The sequence below is a fragment of the Neptuniibacter sp. QD72_48 genome, from assembly GCF_047778065.1.
Taxonomy (GTDB): Bacteria; Pseudomonadota; Gammaproteobacteria; order Pseudomonadales; family Balneatricaceae; genus Neptuniibacter.
This window is the reverse complement of sequence record NZ_CP180547.1, coordinates 3634986-3655049: the sequence shown is the minus strand read 5'-3', so window position 1 is coordinate 3655049 and position 20064 is coordinate 3634986. Positions and strand designations below refer to the sequence as shown.

General features: G+C 44.4%; 17 protein-coding genes and 1 riboswitch. Of the genes, 10 read left to right on the top strand and 7 right to left on the bottom strand.

From position 1 onward, the window contains the following. Nucleotides 1–75 precede the first annotated feature (75 nt). Nucleotides 76–1686 (bottom strand): methyl-accepting chemotaxis protein, encoded by a 1611-nt coding sequence (locus ACMXYX_RS16860; RefSeq protein ID WP_415882819.1) that lies wholly within the window; start codon nucleotides 1684–1686, stop codon nucleotides 76–78. Nucleotides 1687–2127: 441 nt separating this feature from the next. On the opposite strand from ACMXYX_RS16860, the gene ACMXYX_RS16855 reads away from it, so the two are divergent. The 5 genes from ACMXYX_RS16855 (at nucleotide 2128) to ACMXYX_RS16835 (ending at nucleotide 6882) form a co-directional block, all read left to right on the top strand. Beyond that, nucleotides 2128–3108, top strand: a complete 981-nt coding sequence (locus tag ACMXYX_RS16855; protein ID WP_415897158.1) for a TRAP transporter substrate-binding protein — start codon at nucleotides 2128–2130, stop codon at nucleotides 3106–3108. 141 nt (nucleotides 3109–3249) lie between these two features. Continuing rightward, nucleotides 3250–3834, top strand: coding sequence for a TRAP transporter small permease (locus ACMXYX_RS16850; RefSeq protein ID WP_415897157.1), 585 nt, complete (start codon nucleotides 3250–3252; stop codon nucleotides 3832–3834). Beyond that, nucleotides 3835–5232 (top strand): TRAP transporter large permease, encoded by a 1398-nt coding sequence (locus ACMXYX_RS16845; RefSeq protein WP_415886227.1) that lies wholly within the window; start codon nucleotides 3835–3837, stop codon nucleotides 5230–5232. Between the two features lie 188 nt (nucleotides 5233–5420). Next, a complete protein-coding gene (locus ACMXYX_RS16840; protein ID WP_415889606.1) occupies nucleotides 5421–5921 on the top strand; it encodes a hypothetical protein in 501 nt (166 codons plus the stop codon). A gap of 52 nt (nucleotides 5922–5973) precedes the next feature. Next, a complete protein-coding gene (locus ACMXYX_RS16835) occupies nucleotides 5974–6882 on the top strand; it encodes an RluA family pseudouridine synthase (protein ID WP_415897156.1) in 909 nt (302 codons plus the stop codon). Nucleotides 6883–6904: 22 nt separating this feature from the next. Here ACMXYX_RS16835 and ACMXYX_RS16830 read toward each other — a convergent pair whose 3' ends face one another. Both ACMXYX_RS16830 and ilvA read right to left on the bottom strand, forming a co-directional pair. Continuing rightward, nucleotides 6905–7747, bottom strand: a complete 843-nt coding sequence (locus ACMXYX_RS16830; RefSeq protein ID WP_415897155.1) for a hypothetical protein — start codon at nucleotides 7745–7747, stop codon at nucleotides 6905–6907. An 83-nt stretch (nucleotides 7748–7830) separates the two neighbouring features. After that, nucleotides 7831–9348, bottom strand: a complete 1518-nt coding sequence (gene ilvA, locus ACMXYX_RS16825; RefSeq protein ID WP_415897154.1) for a threonine ammonia-lyase, biosynthetic — start codon at nucleotides 9346–9348, stop codon at nucleotides 7831–7833. A 171-nt stretch (nucleotides 9349–9519) separates the two neighbouring features. Between ilvA and rpiA the strand changes: the two genes are divergently transcribed. Beyond that, nucleotides 9520–10191, top strand: a complete 672-nt coding sequence (gene rpiA / locus ACMXYX_RS16820) for a ribose-5-phosphate isomerase RpiA (protein ID WP_415897153.1) — start codon at nucleotides 9520–9522, stop codon at nucleotides 10189–10191. Between the two features lie 72 nt (nucleotides 10192–10263). On the opposite strand, the gene ACMXYX_RS16815 is transcribed toward rpiA, so the two are convergent. Further along, a complete protein-coding gene (locus ACMXYX_RS16815; protein ID WP_415897152.1) occupies nucleotides 10264–10569 on the bottom strand; it encodes a hypothetical protein in 306 nt (101 codons plus the stop codon). Between the two features lie 121 nt (nucleotides 10570–10690). Here ACMXYX_RS16815 and ACMXYX_RS16810 point away from each other — a divergent pair, with 121 nt between their 5' ends. Then, a complete protein-coding gene (locus tag ACMXYX_RS16810) occupies nucleotides 10691–11479 on the top strand; it encodes a metallophosphoesterase (RefSeq protein ID WP_415897151.1) in 789 nt (262 codons plus the stop codon). A 380-nt stretch (nucleotides 11480–11859) separates the two neighbouring features. On the opposite strand, the gene ACMXYX_RS16805 is transcribed toward ACMXYX_RS16810, so the two are convergent. The 3 genes from ACMXYX_RS16805 to ACMXYX_RS16795 are packed head-to-tail and all read right to left on the bottom strand — an operon-like array spanning nucleotide 11860 to nucleotide 12998. Continuing rightward, nucleotides 11860–12405, bottom strand: coding sequence for an MEKHLA domain-containing protein (locus tag ACMXYX_RS16805; RefSeq protein WP_415897150.1), 546 nt, complete (start codon nucleotides 12403–12405; stop codon nucleotides 11860–11862). Nucleotides 12406–12427: 22 nt separating this feature from the next. Beyond that, a complete protein-coding gene (locus ACMXYX_RS16800) occupies nucleotides 12428–12826 on the bottom strand; it encodes a heavy metal-responsive transcriptional regulator (RefSeq protein ID WP_415882808.1) in 399 nt (132 codons plus the stop codon). 49 nt (nucleotides 12827–12875) lie between these two features. Continuing rightward, nucleotides 12876–12998: a hypothetical protein gene (locus tag ACMXYX_RS16795; protein WP_415882807.1), complete on the bottom strand. Its 123-nt coding sequence runs from the start codon at nucleotides 12996–12998 to the stop codon at nucleotides 12876–12878. Between the two features lie 409 nt (nucleotides 12999–13407). Between ACMXYX_RS16795 and ACMXYX_RS16790 the strand changes: the two genes are divergently transcribed. The 3 genes from ACMXYX_RS16790 (at nucleotide 13408) to ACMXYX_RS16780 (ending at nucleotide 20061) form a co-directional block, all read left to right on the top strand. Beyond that, on the top strand, nucleotides 13408–15996 hold the full coding sequence (locus ACMXYX_RS16790) for a DUF748 domain-containing protein (RefSeq protein ID WP_415906300.1): 2589 nt from the start codon (nucleotides 13408–13410) through the stop codon (nucleotides 15994–15996). A gap of 79 nt (nucleotides 15997–16075) precedes the next feature. Beyond that, nucleotides 16076–16150: riboswitch (cyclic di-GMP riboswitch) on the top strand. Between the two features lie 34 nt (nucleotides 16151–16184). Further along, nucleotides 16185–16496, top strand: coding sequence for a hypothetical protein (locus tag ACMXYX_RS16785; protein ID WP_415906299.1), 312 nt, complete (start codon nucleotides 16185–16187; stop codon nucleotides 16494–16496). Between the two features lie 127 nt (nucleotides 16497–16623). Continuing rightward, the gene (locus ACMXYX_RS16780) at nucleotides 16624–20061 is read left to right on the top strand and encodes a response regulator (protein WP_415906298.1); all 3438 of its coding nucleotides are present in this window, start codon (nucleotides 16624–16626) and stop codon (nucleotides 20059–20061) included. Nucleotides 20062–20064: the final 3 nt, after the last annotated feature.

Sequence of the window (20064 nt, the reverse complement as noted above, 5' to 3'; positions counted from 1 at the left end):
TGATAGAGCGATCCCCTCTCGTTCTATTAATAAAGAAGCCGCCATATTGGCGGCTTCTTTATTTTGTTTAGAAGGTTATAGTTTGAATTTCTGTACCATCATTTCTAGCTGTCCAGCTAGCGTATTCAGCTCATGAGCAACTTGGTTCAGTTGACCTGCACGAGATGAAGTATGCTCAGCTGTTTGAGCGATCTCATGTACGCTAGACTCAACGCTACTAGCCATCTCTGTTTGCTCTTTAACCGATGAAGAAACCATGTGATTCATATCGTTAATCGCACGAACTTCTTCGGCAATCTTGATTAGCGCATCAGATGTTTCCTGTACTTTAGCTACACCTGCTTCTGCACTCGAGTGTGCTTGATCCATTACAGATACCGCATCACGCGCATCGTTTTGAAGCTCTTCAATAATCGCGTTGATCTCTTCCGTAGAGTTGCGAGTTTTACTTGCTAGGGTGCGTACTTCGTCCGCTACCACGGCAAAGCCTCGGCCTTGCTCACCTGCACGGGCCGCCTCGATGGCAGCGTTAAGCGCCAGTAAGTTAGTTTGCTCAGCAATTTTCTGAATCACTTCTAGTACGGTTCCAACACTCTGACTTTGTTCATCTAGCTTGTTGATAACATTCAGAGCTCGGTCAATATTACTCTTCAGGGAGTCAATGGCATTGATCGCTTGTTGAGTAATTTGCGTACCTTCATTACTTTGCTCAAGGGCTAGGTCAGAAGCTGATACTGTATTTTCGGCGCTTGCTTCAACACTTTTAGTTGCAGCTTCCATCTGTTCCATCGCAGAAGCGACAGCACTGGTTTGTATCTGCTGATTGTTTACCGCGCTATTTGCCATATCAGCAATGTCATTGATAGATGTGCTCGACGAACTTAGCTGATGAACGGTAGAACTTACTTTGCTTAGACTGGAGTGGAAGTCTTCGAGCATAGTGTTCAGAGATGTTGACATCGTGCCGATTTCATCTTTGGAAGTTACATCTATGCGCAATTTAAGATCTGAGTTTTCATGAATGGTGTTGATCGTCTTACCCATACGTTTAACTGGGCGTACTACTAGGTGACCTAGTAACAGACTAATTAGGACTAAGCCGATAATAAATAGTACTAACTCGGTCAAAGCTACACTGATCAGGTTAGCGCGAATAGTGTTATCTAGATTTTCAAAAGAGTAGGTGACTCGAACGGCACCTAATACATCACCCTCAGCCGTCTGGTGGCAGAGTAAGCAGTTAGTACCTTTATAGTCCGGTAGGGCTTTCATTGGAGTGATAACGGTCAGGCGGTGGCCTTTAGCATCATCGATCTCTTCAATAATCTGTTCACCCTGCATTGCACGTTTATCGAGGTCATCCATTATTTTGGAGTCATCGGTGCCGGGCCCGTAAACTTTGGAAACACTATCGGCGCGGATAATACGTGCTTCTAAGACATCAGGATTGGCAAGAATCTTTTTCTGTAGGGTTTCACGGTTAGACATGGCACCGCTCAGCATCAGTATATTGATACTGTCAAAGTAGGAATCAGCCGTCTCGGTTGTTGTACGTTGTACAACTTCAGAAACTAACTGAGTTTCACTACGGTAAATCGCGGTTAGAGAGCTAACCAAGATAATCAGGAACACAACTGCTAGAGAAATGTTTACCTTTGTTTGAATTGATAGGCCATCCAATTTCACACTTCAGCTCCCGTCATAATTGCCGTCATTTTTATAATAGTGGTTAGCATAGTCAGTAACTCATCATAAGGCGAAGCTGATATTACACACAAGCCTTAGGTGCTTTGTTCTTTCGATGTAGATCAATGAAACGCCATTTTTGGATGCTGGTTCAATAAATAAAACACAGATGGATGGGAATTCACTGATTTTAAAATTGTAAATGGGTGAGTTTCCGCCATTTTTTCTAGCCGCTTAAATCCTTGCTTTAAACATACGTTTAACCTGTATCTCAATGTTTATAGGTGCTACAGAGGTTTGTGAAAATCATATTTCACAGTTGGCCCTATCTTTGCTCTCTTGTGTGATGAGTTCAGAAAGTTCTGTGACTGCTAAAAACAGAAAGCGCTGAATTTCAAACAAAACAAACATAATTAAATTCAATTAAACAGGAGATGCACAATGCGTTTACTGACCGCTGCGGTAACTTCCCTTGCACTAACTCTAGGAGCACAAGCTGCTGTTGCAGCCCCAGTAGAAATTAAGTTTTCTCACGTGGTTGCTGAAAACACACCAAAAGGCCAGATGGCTCTTAAATTTAAAGAGCTAGTAGATGAGCGTTTAGCTGGCAAAGTTGAAGTTAAGGTCTTCCCTAACTCTCAGCTATTCGGCGACAACAAAGTTTTGGAAGCGATGTTGCTAGGTGATGTGCAGATGGCTGCACCTTCTCTATCTAAATTCCAGAAGTTCACTAAAAAACTTCAGATTTTCGATCTGCCTTTCCTGTTTAAAGATATGGCTGCGGTAGAAAAATTCCAGAACAGCCCAGATGGTCAAAAACTATTAGGTTCTCTAGAGAGCAAAGGTTTAGTGGGTCTTGGTTACCTGCACAACGGTATGAAGCAGCTTTCTGCAAGCCAAGAGCTAAAAGTACCAGCTGATGCTTCTGGTAAGAAATTCCGTATCATGACATCTGACGTACTACAGGCTCAGTTCGAAGCTGTAGATGCAGTTCCACTGAAAAAACCTTTCTCTGAAGTATTCACACTTCTACAAACTAAAGCGATCGACGGTCAAGAGAACACTTGGTCAAACATTTACTCTAAAAAATTCTTCGAAGTTCAGCCTTTCATCACTGAATCTAACCACGGTGTACTGGACTACCTAGTAGTAACTTCTGCTGAGTTCTGGATGGGTCTTGATGCTGATCTGAAAGTTGAAGTTAAGAAAGCGCTAGATGAAGCAATCAAACACGGTAACGGCATTGCTGCTGAAAAAGCTGCGTCTGATAAGCAGAAAATTATCGATTCTAAGCGTTCTCAAGTTGTTAGCCTAACTGACGCAGAACGTGCTCAGTGGGTTGAAGCGATGAAGCCTGTATGGAAGCAGTTTGAAGATGAGATCGGTGCTGATCTAATCAAAGCTGCAGCTGCAAGCAACTAATATCACGCCTCTTAACCGGGTGGGCTTTGCCCGCTCGGTTATGTTCAGAGGAGAACGGTTAACGGCGCTAGCCGTGGGTTGTCCTGTGAATATCTCCTTATGAAAAACTATTAACGACGTGAGTCGCTAGGGGAGCTGTATATGGTTCGTAATCTAGTAACAAAATTGGAAGAGGGCTTTTTATCCCTGCTTCTAGTTTCAATGACATTACTGGTATTTGCTGAAGTGGTAGCGCGCTTTGGTTTTAACGCCGGTATCCATTGGGCACAGGAAGTGACCCTTTTACTCGCTGCATGGTTTGTACTTTTTGGTGCTTCTTATGGTGTCAAAGTAGGTGCCCATATCGGCGTGGATGTTTTTGTAAAACTGATGCCCGAAAATATGCATCGGTATGTCACTTTAGCTGCTGTTGGCTTGTGCTTGGTTTACTGCGGACTGTTTTTATACGGCTCTTGGATCTATATCAGCAAGATGAAGATGATCGGTATCGAGCTGGAAGATCTTCCAGTACCGAAATGGATCCCTATGAGCATCTTGGTGATTGGCTTTGTGCTTCTGATCATTCGCTTCTTAGAACTGGGTTGGAAAGTAATTACGCACAAGGCTGATGGTTTCCACTTCGCGGATGAAGCGGAAGAGTCTATGGAGATCGCTAACGAGCTGAAAGAAACAGCACTAGGCGATCCTAACGACAGCCAAAATCAAAAAAAGCAGGAGGATAAATAAATGACTATTGCTGTACTGTTTATCACTCTGTTTGGGTGCATGATCATCGGTATGCCGATTGCTATCGCATTGGGCCTATCTTCTGTAACCACTATTTTGTTGTTCTCAAATGATTCGCTTGCATCGATTGCATTGAAACTGTTTGAGGCGACTTCAGAACATTACACGCTACTAGCGATCCCGTTCTTCATTCTGTCCTCTGCGTTCTTGTCTACCGGGGGGGTAGCAAAACGTTTGATTAACTTCGCGGTTGATACCGTGGGTCATATCCGAGGCGGTCTGGCGATGGCATCGGTAATGGCGTGTATGCTATTTGCTGCGGTATCTGGTTCATCTCCAGCAACAGTAGCCGCGATCGGTACTATCTGTATCGCGGGTATGGTGCGCTCTGGTTACCCACAGTCTTTCGCTGCAGGTGTAATCGCGAATGCGGGTACTTTGGGTATCTTGATCCCACCGTCTATCGTAATGCTGGTATACGCTGCAGCGACAGAAGTTTCGGCTTCACGTATGTTTATGGCGGGTTTCATCCCGGGCCTAATGATGGGTCTGATCCTAATGATCGCTATCTACATCGTTGCGCGTGTTAAAGGTCTTCCATCTCAGCCGTTCCCAGGTTTCCGAGCGTTGGCCAAGTCTGGCCTAATCGCGATGGGTGGTTTGATGCTGATCTTCATCGTACTAGGTTCTATTTACGGTGGTGTTGCATCGCCAACGGAAGCGGCGGCAGTAGCTGCAGTATACGGCTATTTTATTGCGGTAATGGGTTATCGTGATATTGGTCCGATGAAAGGTATTCCGTGGCAGAAAGATGGCGAGAACTTTGTGACTGCAGCGGTGCGAAACGCACTGCAGATGCTTTGGGCTTTACCTAAGTCAATCAATGACCCAGAAGTACGTAAAGTACTGCTAGACGCATCTAAAGTATCCATGATGCTGCTATTCATCATTGCTAACGCAATGCTGTTTGCGCACGTTCTAACAACAGAACGTATTCCGCACACGATTGCTGAACAGATTTTAGCTTGGGGTCTACCAGCGTGGGGCTTCTTGATCGTAGTAAACATCTTACTACTGATCGCGGGTAACTTTATGGAGCCGTCAGCGATCCTATTGATCATGGCGCCGATCCTGTTCCCAATCGCAACGCAGCTAGGTATCGACCCAATTCACCTAGGTATCATCATGGTTGTAAACATGGAGATCGGGATGCTCACCCCGCCGGTAGGGCTTAACCTCTTTGTGACCGCCGGGATTACCGGGCAGAACATGATATGGGTTATCAAGGCCTGCTTGCCGTGGCTCTGCCTATTGTTAGGATTCCTAATCTTGATCACTTACGTGCCGCAGATCTCGCTATTCCTACCGGAATATATCGATAAGCTGAACGGCTACTAAGGAACTAACAAAACATTTCTTATCGAATCAACCTCACTCAAGGGGGGAGTGATCTCCCCCGTTTAAACTGTTGATTAGTGCTTTAACCACCGCTTGCGGTGGTTTTTTTTGTCTTAAATTTGGGCTCTATCGCTGGCGAGGGTATAATCGCCGCTTCTAATGCATTGGTTACAAAAGAGACAGATAGAGTGATTGGTTATATTGCAGCGCTATGGGGTATCAGCGGTATTTTCCTGTTAATAGGCAGCGCGATCTATCGTCTTAGCGATATAGGTCTGCAGACCTTTAACTATGATCTTTCTTGGTACCACTGGGCAGCCTTAGCATTTAGCGTGATCTTTATGGGTTTTGCGGAAGGCTATCGTGGCTTTCAACAAGCGTGGTCACCGCGTGTGGCGGCTCGTATTCTGTATCTGTCGCAAAATGTCTCTCCGGTCCGCTTTGTCTTTGCGCCCCTGTTTTGCATGGGATTCTTCTCGATCGTTCGTAAACGTATGATCGTTACCTACTGCCTAACGCTAGGCATCATTTCAATGGTCTTACTTGTGCATCAACTAGAGCAGCCTTGGCGCGGCATTGTTGACCTTGGTGTAGTTACTGGGCTTATTTGGGGCCTAACTTCATTGCTACTTTTTTCTATCAAAGCGTTCTTTAGCGAAGGGTTTGAGCACTCGCCAGAGATGCCTTAAAGCGACTAGCCAGTTGCTAGAAGCTGCGCTTGTTAGTGGCTAGGAGGGAATCATGGCTGATGGCTTTGTTCTGTATTTCCCAGTTTATTCTGCAGCCCCAACCACCTATTGCTTCTTATCCACGCGCTTAGCCAGTCTTCATCAAGCACAATTGCCTCAGTTATTTGCTGAGGGTTTTATATCTGTCGATGGTCACATTGCTTCAGCAAACCAGGTCTTAGTAGTAGGGCAGCAAGTAGTTGTATCCCTGCCAGATCATTATGAAGAGCCTGTTGATACCCATTGGCAAAAGCTTTGGGAAAACGACGAAATTCTAGCTGTATTTAAGCCCCATCTGCTGCCTGTTAGCCGTACCACTCGAAATCTATATAACACGCTAATTTCTCTTGTGCGTCGTCAGACAGCCTATGAGGATGCGCACCTGTTGCATCGGCTGGATACCGAGACCGCAGGCATTATTCTGCTAGCCAAGAACAAAGCGGCGGATAAAAAGTGGAAGCCACGTCTAGATAAACTGATCAGCAAAAAGATCTATCATGCTTGGGTAGAGGGCATTCCTAAATGGAATGAACTCAGCTACGAATGTGAGCTATCGGAAAAAGTTGGTAGTCTGATTCGCAGTCAGATGTATGTAGTGGACCAAGCCGAATCAGACTTGTACCCCAAGCCTAAACAGAGCCAAACCTTGTTTCGGGTCTTGCGAAAGGAAGAGGGTAAAAGCTTGATTGAGTGCGAGCTAATGACTGGAAGGAAACACCAGATTCGGGCGCATTTAGCACATCTAGACCACCCGATTATTGGCGATAAGATCTATTCCAAAGGTGGTCAGTATTATTTGAAGCGCTTGGATAAGCCGCTAGATAAAGAAGATTACGAGGTGCTGGGTACTGAATATCAGCAGCTAACAGCTTATAAAGTATCTTTGCGGATAAATGAGAGGCTAATTGATATTAGCCTCTAAGCTTTAGTTTCTTTCCTTCCTGTTAGCTCTTTCCTTTAGATTTAGCAGAAAATACGTTTTCTTTGAGCAGCAGATGTTTGTTGTTTTCAGTATCTGTCCAGCGAATCGCCATGCTTACATCGCAATTTTTTACAGTTTCAACTTCTACAGAGACTTTAGGGCTTTCAGAATCTGGAGAGATCCACACTAATTGATTACCGGTTTGCTGTGCTGGCCCGTATTGAGCGTTTAAATTTGCTGGTTTGTAATCACCGCTTGCATGCTCTTTAAAAATGTCTTGAACATTTTTGGGGAGTGTTGATAAATCGATATTCTTTGGAGAAACACCATTCATTGAGTAATTAAACCGTTGGTGCTTTGCCGATTTAATTTGGCACTCTTCTGGTTTAGGCTTTTTGAATCCAGACCAACCAGTAGGCTCTATCATTTCTTGTATTACTGTTCTGCTGACTAATTTACCCTCAGGGTTTTTGAAAATCGTATAGAGCATTATGTCCGATAGGCATCCTTGATATTTCTTTACTTGAAGCGAGAAAGAACGCCCTTTATCTTCGTATTGCCATTTATACGTAGACATTAAGCCTCTTAAATCGGTATAGGACGTAGGTTTAGGTAAAGTCTGCTTGATAGTATTATCTGGCGCATTAATCGGTAATTCTTGTGCGGCCAAAAATAGTTTTTTAGCTTCTTCGGGAAATAAATCAGGAATCTGTGTGATTTCTTTGGCTTTTTTGAAATCTATACCAGGCATTAAGACCAACTCTTTTACTGCATATACATTCGAAGTGCATTGCGCAGCAATAGCGATCGAGGGTAGAAAGAAGCTAATAGACAATAAAGGGGCGAGACGTAAACTCATACGCATAAGATCATCCTTGGTCTGAAAAATTGCGTTTTAGTATGGAGAGGAGATCAGGCTTATACAAGATACAAGCCTGATCTATTGGTTTAACCCAAAAACAGCTTATAAGCTGTGTTATCAGTTTCTTCCCAGTAGTTGTAGCCGATCTCTTCCAAGAAAGTGCCTACTTGATCACGTTCAGCTTCAGGTACTTGCATGCCTACCAATACGCGGCCATAAGCTGCACCGTGGTTACGGTAGTGGAACATTGAGATGTTCCACTTTCCACCCAATTTCTTTAGGAAGTTCATCAGTGCGCCTGGACGCTCTGGGAATTCAAAACGGTAGATCACTTCGTTTTTCAGCGTTGCAGGCGCATGACCACCGACCATATAACGGACGTGGATCTTAGCGATCTCGTTTTCGCTTAGGTCTTCAACTTCGTATTCTTTTTCACGTAGTTCGCTGACCACTTCTTCGCGGCCATCACCACCGGCTTTTAGCTGAATGCCAGCAAAGACGATAGCATTGTTATCATCGCTATAGCGGTAGTTAAACTCAGTGATATTGCGGTTGCCTAGGGCTGAGCAGAACTTCTTAAAGCTACCCGGTTTCTCAGGGATACGTGCGGCGATAATCGCTTCACGTTGTTCACCTAGTTCGGAACGTTCGGCGATATGGCGTAAACGGTCGAAGTTTACGTTGGCGCCCGAATCGATTGCGATAAGCGTCTTATCGCTGATCTCTTCACGGGCTACATACTTCTTCATACCGGCAACACCTAGTGCACCTGCAGGCTCGCAGATAGAGCGAGTGTCGTCGTAGATATCTTTAATCGCAGCGCAGATCTCATCTGTCGATACAGTGATGACATCATCAACGTATTTCTTCGCTACTTCAAAAGTGTTTTCGCCGATGATTGCTACAGCAACACCGTCGGCAAAAATGCCCACTTGATCCAAAGTGACACGTTCGCCTGCATCCAACGCCGCTTTAAGGCATGCAGAATCTTCGGATTCTACGCCGATCACCTTAGTTTCTGGGCGAAGGTATTTAACGTAGGCTGCAATTCCAGCAACGAGGCCGCCACCGCCCACAGGGACAAAGATCGCTTCGATTGGACCGGATTCCTGACGTAGGATCTCCATCGCAACCGTGCCTTGACCCGCGATGACATCGGGATCATCAAAGGGGTGAACGTAAGTCATGCCCTTTTCTTCAACCAGCTTCTGAGCATGAGCTGCTGCATCGTCGTAAGCGTCGCCGTGAAGTACCACTTTGCCACCAAGGCGACGGACGTTATTCACTTTTACGTCCGGCGTAGTTTTTGGCATGACGATGGTCGCTTTAACACCTAAGTGTTTCGCGGACATTGCTAAGCCTTGAGCGTGGTTACCCGCGGAAGCTGCAACAACGCCACAAGCGCGTTCTTCCTCGGTGAGCTGCGATAGTTTGTTATAAGCGCCGCGCAGCTTGAAGGAGAACACAGGCTGTTCATCTTCACGCTTCAGCATAATTCGGTTATTCAGACGCTCAGAAAGACCTTTTGCTTCATCCAGTGGAGTTTCGATCGCCACGTCGTAAACGCGGGCCTCGAGGATTTTTTTGATATATCTATCTGGCATGATATTTCGCCTAATGTTTCGTCTGAATAAAAGTAAGCGGGAAATGGTAAAGGGAAACGCCCTGTTACGTCTACAATAGGTCACTAAAGCTGCGTATAATTTAGCGTAATTCTTACATATTTTAGTGAAAACCCCGGTTGTTTTCCGTCATGCATAAAACAGGTGCCTAACATGACCCAGGACGAGATGAAAAAAGCAGTTGCTGAAGCTGCTGTGGAGTACATCAAACCTAAACTAAACGAAGACAGTATTGTGGGTGTGGGCACAGGTTCTACTGCCAACTTCTTCATCGATGCCCTAGCTGAAATTAAGCACTTGTTCGAAGGTGCGGTAGCAAGCTCCGAAGCTACGGCTGAGCGCTTAAAAGGCCACGGTATCGAAGTGTACGACATGAACTCCGTTGCTGAGATGGAAGTGTATGTTGATGGTGCTGATGAGTTCGATTCTGGTCTGAACCTTGTGAAAGGTGGTGGCGGTGCCCTAACGCGCGAAAAGATTGTCGCTGCGGTAGCAAAAGAGTTTGTCTGCATTGTAGATAGCACTAAAAAAGTTGATATCCTTGGCGAATTTCCACTACCTGTAGAAGTGATCCCAATGGCTCGCTCTCAAGTAGCGCGTGAATTGGTAAAACTGGATGGTATGCCAGAATGGCGTGAAGGCTTCACGACCGATAACGGTAATGTGATCTTAGACGTTCACGATATGGAGATCATGAACCCTAAACAGCTAGAAACTCAACTAAACAACATCGTGGGTGTTGTAACTAACGGCTTGTTCGCCAACCGCGGCGCTGATGTTGTATTGATGGGCACACCTGAAGGTGTAGAAACTATCAAGCTTTAATGTGGTTGTTAGCGCCTAGTTGTTAGGCGCTGCGCTTGCTAGAAAAAACCTGCCTACGGCAGGTTTTTTTGTTTAAAGATCTTTTCGCGTCGAGTGCTGAATATGTTGATAGCGGAAGGATAGACTTTGACCAAAACGTACGCCTTCAAACTCCCTCGCACAGACATTCGAAAAACCAGAAACCTCGCCTTTCAGAGTACCATCTTCATTTAATTCAATATCACGAAGATGTACTTCCTGCCCTTTAAATAACAACGCGACTTCAATTGCTGTGCGCGCAATACGCTGTTCTGGGCTTTCTGTTTGTGCAGTATTGGTGGTTTGTGGCGTAGGCCCAACTAGATCAAAGCCTAGGGTATCTGCATCGGTGGTATTCATGGTGTTATATCTTGTTTATTTCTCTTGAGCGGCAAAGACTACCATTAGCCTGAGATACATGGAATTAAGCTGAGCGTTATTGGTCACAGGGCAAGAGCGCCCTTTTTATACAGGCTAGTTAATGAAGCTATTACCCCTCTCAGATATACACCTAGAAATTATTACTGACGGCGAAGAACTACATATTCCAAATACGATTGCAGATATGATCCTGTTTTTAGGTGATATAGGTATCGGGGAGCAGGGGATATGTTGGGCAATTGAGCAATGTGAGCGCTTAGGTATAAAGGGGCTCTATGTGCCAGGAAATCACGAGTATTACGGCCATGACATAAATCAGCTTGATAAGAGGCTACGAACAGTCGCTGCTGGTACTTCGGTGAGTCTGCTCAATTGTGATGAGTTAATCGTGGACAACTATCGTTTTTTAGGCTGCACTTTATGGAGTGATTTTTCTGCTTACGGAGCTCCTTCGAGTAACTTTGCGGTTGTGAAATCTCGTATTAAGGATTATCGAAAAATACACATATCGCCGAGCAATGCAGAAAAGCGCTTCTTTACCCCAGAAGATGCGCTAGCTGTTCATCAAGCACATAAAGCTTGGTTGCTTGGCAAATTAGCTGAACCTTTTCACGGTAAAACGGTACTACTGACTCATCACGGAATATCAAGAGAGTCTCAGCATCCGCAATTTGCCATAGATGAAGTTGCTGGAAGTTATTGGTCTGAACTTGAATCTCTGTTTAAAGGCAAAATTGAGTTGGCTTGCTTTGGACACACTCATGCCAACCTAGATCAACAGTCTAAGGCCGGATTTCGTATGGTTAGTAATCAGATGGGATATCGGCGGCGCTTATCTGATCCGCCTGAATGCTCTGATTTTACATTCCAGAAGGTCATAGATTTATAAAACGAAGGGTTAAATTATATGTAACCTGAAGGAGGCCTTATCGATGTTTATAAATCTTCAGAGGCTTACCGTTACGCTTGCCTAAATTCTCCACTACCCAGAGCTTTCCACAGTTCCCACATCTAAAGGTTGCAGAGTGATTTTCGATATCGGAAGATGCCATAGCTAGTTTTCCGTCTAGCTCCGAAATTTCGTGAATTGAGTTTACTGTATATAAGTCGTTTAGTTTGTCACAACAGTTCATAGGCAATGGATGCTGAGTGGTTTAGAAAAGCGGTGTAATACGCTCCGTTATTACACCCTACATAAACTGTTTCTGTTAGGCGAAGCCGTTCTAGCAAGCGCAGCGTCTAACCACTATCGACTAGCTGCTAAGATAGTTACTCCGCCAAAGCCCGGCATTTATACAAAACTGCACCTTGTCCCCAGTAAACGCCGTCCTCGTCGATCACGTTCCAGACAATCGCGTCTTCAACCATAAAGCGGTTACCTTTGGCTGAGATACGGACGCCTTGGTAATCATCAATAAAGCCATTATCGGTTACGGCTTTAAGCAAGCGGTTACGTTCTTCTTGGGTTTGTGGTTCAGCGGTATAGCGTGATGGTAGTTTGATTAGCTCTTCCCATTGGATTTCGAACTGCTCCATGCCTTTGGCGTTGGAGTAGTTAAGCAAGGGATCTTGCTTAGCATTGTGGGAAAGTACTGGATGAGCTGCGTTATATAGTGCTTGCGCGCGTTGATCACTGCTGGTGTCTGATGGAATCAGTGATTTTCCGGTAAGGCGTTCAAAGCTGCTTAATAGTCGCTCTGCTTGTTCTGCGGCGAAGTTGTTCTCGGAGCAAGGTTTGTTCATGGTGTTGGGGTCATCTGTGTCGTATAGATCTTCTTGAAGACCAATCTTGGGGATTTTTTGCCTTACTCGCAAGTCTCCGTTGTGATGACGATTTCTAGTGCTTCAAAAAGTCGATAATTGGACAGTCCGAGACAGTACCTTCCCCGCAGCAACTATTGGAGAGCTGCTCTAATGAGTGCTCGATCTTTTGCAGTTCGCTGATCTTGGTTTTGACTAACGCGATCTTATGTTCGACCTGCTGTTTTACCAGTGCAGAGCTGGTGGTTGGATCGGTCTGTAATGACAGGAGCTCGCTAATCTCTTGCAGTGAAAAGCCAAGGTCTTTGCAGCGATGGATAAAGTGCAGACGTTGTAGGATTGTTTCGGGGTAGACCCTATAACCGGAAGGAAGACGGTCGGGTTCTGGGATAAGGCCGCGCTGTTCGTAATACCGAACGGTTTCTACGCTAATGCCGGATTGTTTTGCGACTTGTCCAATTTTGAGCTGTTTCATAGTTCCTGTTTAACACAGCAACCGAAACAGCTCAAACAGGCTGAGGCGATTACAGAGTAACGCGGCTCAGTGCGATGCTAGCAGGCATAGTGATCCACGCCATAGCGATCAAGTTAATGATGATCCAGGAGAAACCTGAAGAATCGCGGAAGTTTTCGTCATGATCTGCCATCGAAGTCACCCTAATGTCAGGCATGCGGATTTCGATCGATCATTGAAGTCACAGCATTTGACTTCACCTGCTGATGAGCCCTTGAGAGCTTCTGGTTCCAGGTTTAGTGTAATCGATTTAAATCGCGCAAAAGTTTATGTGCATAGAACTGTCTTGTCGGAAGCGCTAAGGCTTCAAAAACGTGGGTGATTTTATCAAGAGTGGGACGTTTTTAATAGCCAGAATAAATCGTCCTTAGGGACTGTAATAGCGTCAAGGTATCATTACAAATTGTATGGACTTTTCGGTCGGTTTCAATTTTTCACGAATCTTATGCTGTTTTTTGAGTTTCTAGCGTAAAGATTCGCTTTCTATTCATGAAACTGGATTATGATAGAGAGGTTATTAGCTCTTCTGGCGAAAAGGGACTATGTTGCGTTTTCTTCTGGTTATTATCGTTTTAGTTGCTCTGTTACTGCATAACCTGCCTCTATTGGTGCGAGATCAGGTGGTGCTGTGGTTACTGAACAATGGTGCGGATAAAGCTCAGTTATCAGCTTTAGAGGTAGAGTGGTTTGAAGGCCGTATCAATATTAAAGGTCTTAAAGCGGAAGCTGCGGATAAGCCGCCTTTACAAGTAGATAGCCTTTCTGTTGATCTGGATTATGAGCAGCTTCAGCAAGAACGTATTCTAATTACCGATCTGAGCCTTTCTGGCATTAATGTAGGTATTCGTCAGAAAGAGCAGGCGCTGTGGCTAGGCCCAATCGATCTGAATCAATTTAAATCCGAAGAACCTGCGGTTGAGGAAAAGCCAGAAGAGCCCCCTTCAAATTGGAGTTTTGGTTTAGCGCAGTTAAATCTTCAAGCGATCAACTGGCAGGCTGAGTTAGATGGCCAGACGCATAAGCTGCAATTGAAAACTGGACGCATCGCCGACTTCTACCTGTGGGATCAGGATCAGCCGGTTGCTTTGGACCTTGATGGCTCTTTAAATGGTGCTCCGATTGTATTGCAGTCCCAGTCCAAGCCTCTTCCTGAAGAGAAGAGTTCTGAGATCAACGTTAAGTTAAATAACTTCCCTATCCACAGTGTTACCGCAGTATTTATGCCTGAACTTCGTGGTCATCTGGATATGGATCTCGATCTAAATGTACGCACAAACCTGACTAATCAGTTATTACAGGTAAAACAAAAAGGTAGCGTTAAGTTACGTGGTTTGAAGTTCCGCCAAGATAATATGGTGCTAAAACAAAACTCACTCGCTTGGAAAGGTGATGTTGATTTGGGCGTTTTAGCGGGCGAACTAAAACAGCTAAAAACTGCAGGCCAAATCAAAGTGGCAGGCTTACAGCTTGATCAAGGCGGGCAAACGGTCAATTTACAGGGGGCCGATTTGGTCTCTGTAGTCGAGATGGAAGGGCTGAAAAAACTGACCCTTAAGGATTTGGTTTTAAAAGCGGAAGGCATTGCGCTTAAACAAGCGGGACAGACTATCAATATCAATGGTGTACTGGCGCGCGGTGCTGTGCAGACTGCTGATATGAAAAAATGGCAGGCTAATATCCCTACCGTTGCTTTGCAAAACTTTGCTCTATCTAAAGGGCAGCAGGAACTGATTAGTCTTGCCAACTTGCGCTTAACTCAGGCACAGCTACGAGACGTTAACGATATCAGTCTAGATAAGCTGGAAACCGAGAAGCTCAAAGTTCAAGGTAATGGCGGAGTGTTTACCCAGTGGGGAGCAATCACTGCCGACGATATTAAGTTTAAACAGCAAAGCGAACTGAGTATTAACTCTGTGCAGTTGAGTGATAGCAAAACGCGCGTGCTGTTGTCATCTAAGCGCCAGCTGACTGATCTGGATTGGTTATTAGCTCAGCTATCTAGCGGTGAGGAAAAGGCTGCCCCATCAGCGAAAGAAGCCGAGAAACAAGCAAGTAAGCCAATCAGAGTTAAGCTGAACAAACTGCGTGTCAGTGGCAGTAATCCTATCCAGATTGTTGATGGCGGAGTTAAGCCTGCTTTTAAAACGAATCTTACTATTCAGAGCCTTGCTTTAAGTAATCTAGATACCGGTTCCAAAGGTGAAACCGCGTTTGATCTGAAGGCTAAAAACAAGCTATCTACCATTAATGCCAAGGGAGCTATTGAGCTATTCAGCGGTAATTTTGGAGGTCATTGGGATGCCAAAATTAAAGGCTTAGAACTTCCGCAAGTAAGTCCTTACTCGCTTGAATATACTGGTTATTACTTACAAAGTGGTCAGCTTAGCTTAACCACAAAAGGCACTATTAAAGGTCGTAAACTCAAGGGTGATACTGATATACGTTTGAACAAACTCGATGTTGAAGCTCGAAACAGTGAGCGTAGTGGCGAGTTTGATCAGAAGGTATCGATGCCTCTAGGAACGGCATTGATGATCCTGCAGGATAACGATGACAATATTGATTTAGAGATCCCAATTGATGGCTCTTTGGATGATCCTCAGTTTGGTTATCAGACCGTAATTAATAAGCTAGCGGGTAAAGGTTTGAAGAGTGCAGCCATGGGTTATCTAACCAAAGCACTACAGCCTTTCGGAACGTTGATTTCTATCGGCAAGATGGTGATGGATGCACAAGAGAAAGGCTCGTTCATTACTCTGCAACCGGTCTACTTCGACGTGGCGGGTGCCACGCTTAATTCTGAATCGTCAGCTTATCTGTCGAAATTGACCCAGATGATGCAGGAACGAAAGGGCATGCGGATGAATATCTGTGGCCTTGCTGTTGCTGAAGACCAGCCAGCTATATGGCAACAGATTTTGGCTGATAATGCTAAGCGCAAAAAGCCTCTACCCGAGGAACAACTTCAGGCAGAAGTGACACCAAAGCTGCAGCAGTTAGCGCAAGATCGCAGCGATGTTGTGAAAGCTGCGCTGTCGAAAGATGGTATCGATATTGAGCGTCTGTTTAGCTGTTATCCAAAAGTGGATCTGAAACAAAAACTTAAACCGCAGGTAAGTTTAGGATTATAAAAAGTCAAAGGGATCTTTAGCTTTTGCACAAACCGCCGACAGCTTAGGGTGAACAGGATCTGTTTTTTCGCGGGATTATCTCTCGAAAAGGCAAACCCCAAGCAATTGGGCGACGCAAAGTTACGGGTCCCTATGGGATGGCCGGACCGCCGACGATAAAAACTCTCGCTTCTGCTGAGGTTGTCGTTATGTTGTTTGCAAAACCACTATTCGGCTGTGTCGCAGGGATGGCTCTGGCGCTAGCATCTCATTCAGTGAGTGCAACGGAGACCGCGCCAACACAACTTCCACTCTCTTTTCCTTCTTCAATTTTTACTCAATTAGCGGCTTTAGATGAATGGCATTTTGGGTTAAAACCGCCTGTCTTTTGCTTAAGTGGTCATTATTTTAGGGCCGAACGCTCTGCGGATGTAACTGATCAAAACAGGTCAGTTGCGAAGCCAAATCGTAAGAGTCGTTTGTATCTAGCCTTCTTGATGTTGGCTCGAAACAAGAAGTAGCAGTTTTAAAAACTCAATACTGGCTGACAGGCGTGCGTGCTTTTTGTGCGCTATTCCCCCTTTGTCGCAACGAAATGCCGTAGCTGAACTAAACTCATGCAAGGATCTTTTGATTGCGAGGCTCTGGATGAGGCGGCTTAAACAAGCGATATCAGGACGTCTGGGTAAACAGTTTGCGATACAGGTCATTTTATTTAGCTCCTGTTTTACTTTGATCACGACAAGCGTGCAGTTAGCGTTCGACTATCATGCAGATATCAGCCGCATTGAGCAGCAATTTGTTGATATAGAAAGGTCGCATGTCCCTCCTTTATCCCTTGGCTTGTGGTCAATGGATAGCGCTCAGATAGATGTTCATCTTGAAGGTTTACAGCAACTCCCCGATATAGAGCATGTAGTCATTAGTGATGAGCAGGGCGGTGTCTGGGAGTTTGGAGATAAGATCTCTGATAGTTCTCGTGAGCACGTTTACCCTTTAGAGTTTTTGCGGGTTAACCAAGCTGATCCCATTTATCTCGGCTCGTTGGTCGTGACGGCTAGTATCGATAATGTCTATGAAAGACTGATCAACCGAGCCAGCGTTATTCTTATCAGTAATGGTATAAAAACAGCGATAGTTGCAGGCTTTATTATCTTTTTGATGTGGCTTCGAGTGACTCGTCACCTTGGAAAAGTTACTGAGTATGTAACGCATTTGGAATTTAAAGGGGAAAACAAACCACTAATACTATCTAAAAGGTCTGATCCAAACTCGCCAGATGAATTTGATGTTGTTTCAGACGCAATTAACCGGATGCAACAAAGTCTGACTGAGCAGTTTCATGAGATTAACAAGGCTGAAGTGGAACTGAAATATTTGCTTCGTGAACGTAATCAATTGCTACAGAGTGAGCGGGAATATAAAGGGCAACTGGAGGAAAAAGTTACGGAAAGGACGAGGGAATTAACAATTAGTGAAGAAGCACTGAAGAAAAGCCATAACTACCTCCGTAATATTTTAGAAACGAGTCCTATTGCCGTAAGTGTTTATAACCCCAAAGAAAAACGTCTTACATACTCCAACCAAACATGTGCGAATATGTTCGGCTATAGCATTGAATCGTGGTTAGAACACAACCCCAATGATAGTTGGCTGCACTCTGAGGATAGAGAATATTTTGCTCGGGAATACCGCAAACATGGTCGAGTTGGCACGACTGAGGTTGAGTTGGTTCGTAAGGATGATTCGGTGTTTTGGGCCTTACTTACTTGGGACCGTATTTTCTTTCAGGATGAAAGGCAGATTTTATTCTGGGTAGTGGATATTAGTGGGCAGAAGAAAGCTCAGGATTTACTAGAAAGGGCGAAAGCTGAAGCCGAAGCCGCAACACAATCTAAGTCTGAATTCTTAGCGAATATGAGCCACGAAATTCGTACCCCAATGAATGCCGTGGTGGGATTTAGTCACCTTGCTCTGCAGACTGAATTAACTGAGCAGCAATATGATTATTTAAAAAAAATCCAAATGGCCGGTCATAATTTATTGCGTGTAATTAATGACATTCTCGATCTGTCTAAGATCGAAGCCGGCAGAATGAGTGTTGAGCAGATAGATTTCTCTTTAGATGATGTCCTCGAGCAGTTGTGTGATTTATTGCGCCTGAAAGCTGAAGAGAAAGGGTTGGAGATTCTACTATTCCATCCTTGGGAACTCCCACGAAATTTAAAAGGTGACCCTTTACGTTTAGGTCAGGTCCTGACCAATTTGGTCGGTAATGCCATTAAATTTACAGAACAGGGAGAGATCTCTATACAAGTAAATGAGGTTTGTCGTACTGACAATAAAGTGGTGCTTCGATTTAGTGTTACAGACAGCGGCATTGGCTTATCTGAGGAAGAACAAACACGAATTTTTAAGGCGTTTGGTCAAGCTGATACCTCAACAACTCGGAGATATGGTGGATCTGGGTTGGGATTGGTTATCTGTCAGCAGTTGATAGAACTGATGGGTGGGGAAATGACCCTTAAAAGTGAGAAGGGTAAGGGCTCTTGTTTCAGTTTTACCAGCGAATTTGAGTTGATAGAGGATGAAGCCAAGGTCGCGCATTCCATCGAAAAGCTACAAGGGGTAAGAGTATTGATCGTGGATGATAGCTCGGCGTCACGTGATGTATTGAATTCACTTATATGTAACTTTGGGATGTATGGTTATGCCCTAAGTTCAGGTGAAGAAGCGATAGCCGAGTTACAGAGGGTTAGTGAAAGTGATGAGCCTGATTATGATCTGTTGTTAATCGATTGGCATATGCCTGGTTTAGATGGTTTTACATGTGCGCAGAAAATAAAAGAGATGACAGTCAATTCCCCTTTACCTGCTGTAGTGATGGTTACAGCGCATCATCGAGAAGGAATTTTACATCAGGCTAACGCGGAAGATCTTGATGGTTTTCTACTTAAACCTGTTAGCCCTTCGCTTTTATTGAGTGCAATTGATAAAGCGCTTCATCAGGAAGTATCTTCAGAGCATCGCCATCATAAGCCGGTTCCAAATCAAGAGGATGCTCTTAAAGGACTTGTGGATTCGCGAATTTTACTGGTGGAAGATAACCTAATTAATCAACAAATAGCGACTGAAATGCTTGTGGGGTTAGGGTTGGATGTAACCATTGCTGAAAATGGTTTAGATGCATTTAATCAGGCAAAAGATGTGCTATTTGATCTGATTTTAATGGATATTCAGATGCCCGTGATGGATGGTTTGGAAGCGACTGAAAAAATCAGAGAACTGGTGGCTTACCGTGATATTCCTATTATTGCTATGACCGCTAATGCAATGCAGGAGGATATTGAACGTAGCAAAGCTGCAGGGATGGATGCGCATATTACTAAGCCAATACAACCAGAGGTATTACTACAGACGTTAACTCATTGGGTAATTCCTTATTTACATCAACCTCAATTGTCAGCATCAGGCCCGGATCCTGTGATTGATGGACTTCATAGTGGGGAAGCACTATCTAGGTTGAATGGTAATATGGAATTGTATGAAAGGTTATTACTGCAATTTGTCGATGAGCATAATGATACTTTCAGTGAAGTAGCGGAGCTTATCTCCCTTAATGATTTGGAGAAAGCTGCAGATAAGGCACATGCATTTGCCGGGTTAGTTGGGAATCTAGGTAGTACTGAATTATTTCGTTTGTCTCAACAGCTTGAGCGCAGTTTAAGAGCATCTGAACTAACGGAAGTAGAAGGGCTGTTAACCCAGTGTAAACAGCGATCTGATCAGTTAATTATCGCGATTTCTGAATTTTTAAGTTCCGGCCGCAAAGAGGCAACTTCTCCACAACCGTCTATAACTAATAAATGTGGTCTGTCATTTATTGAGTTGTTAGATGTTGTAAATGAGTTGTTGCAAGAGGGTGATAGTCGATCACTTAACTATATTGCTGACTTAAGGGCTGCTAGTCCCGGAGGCCTAGAAGAAGAGTTATCAAAAGTTCAAATGGCGATAGAAGAGTTTGAATTTGAACAAGCCTTAGCGGAGGTCGAGCGGTTAAGGAAACGTTTTCTTAGCGAAGTATAAGGA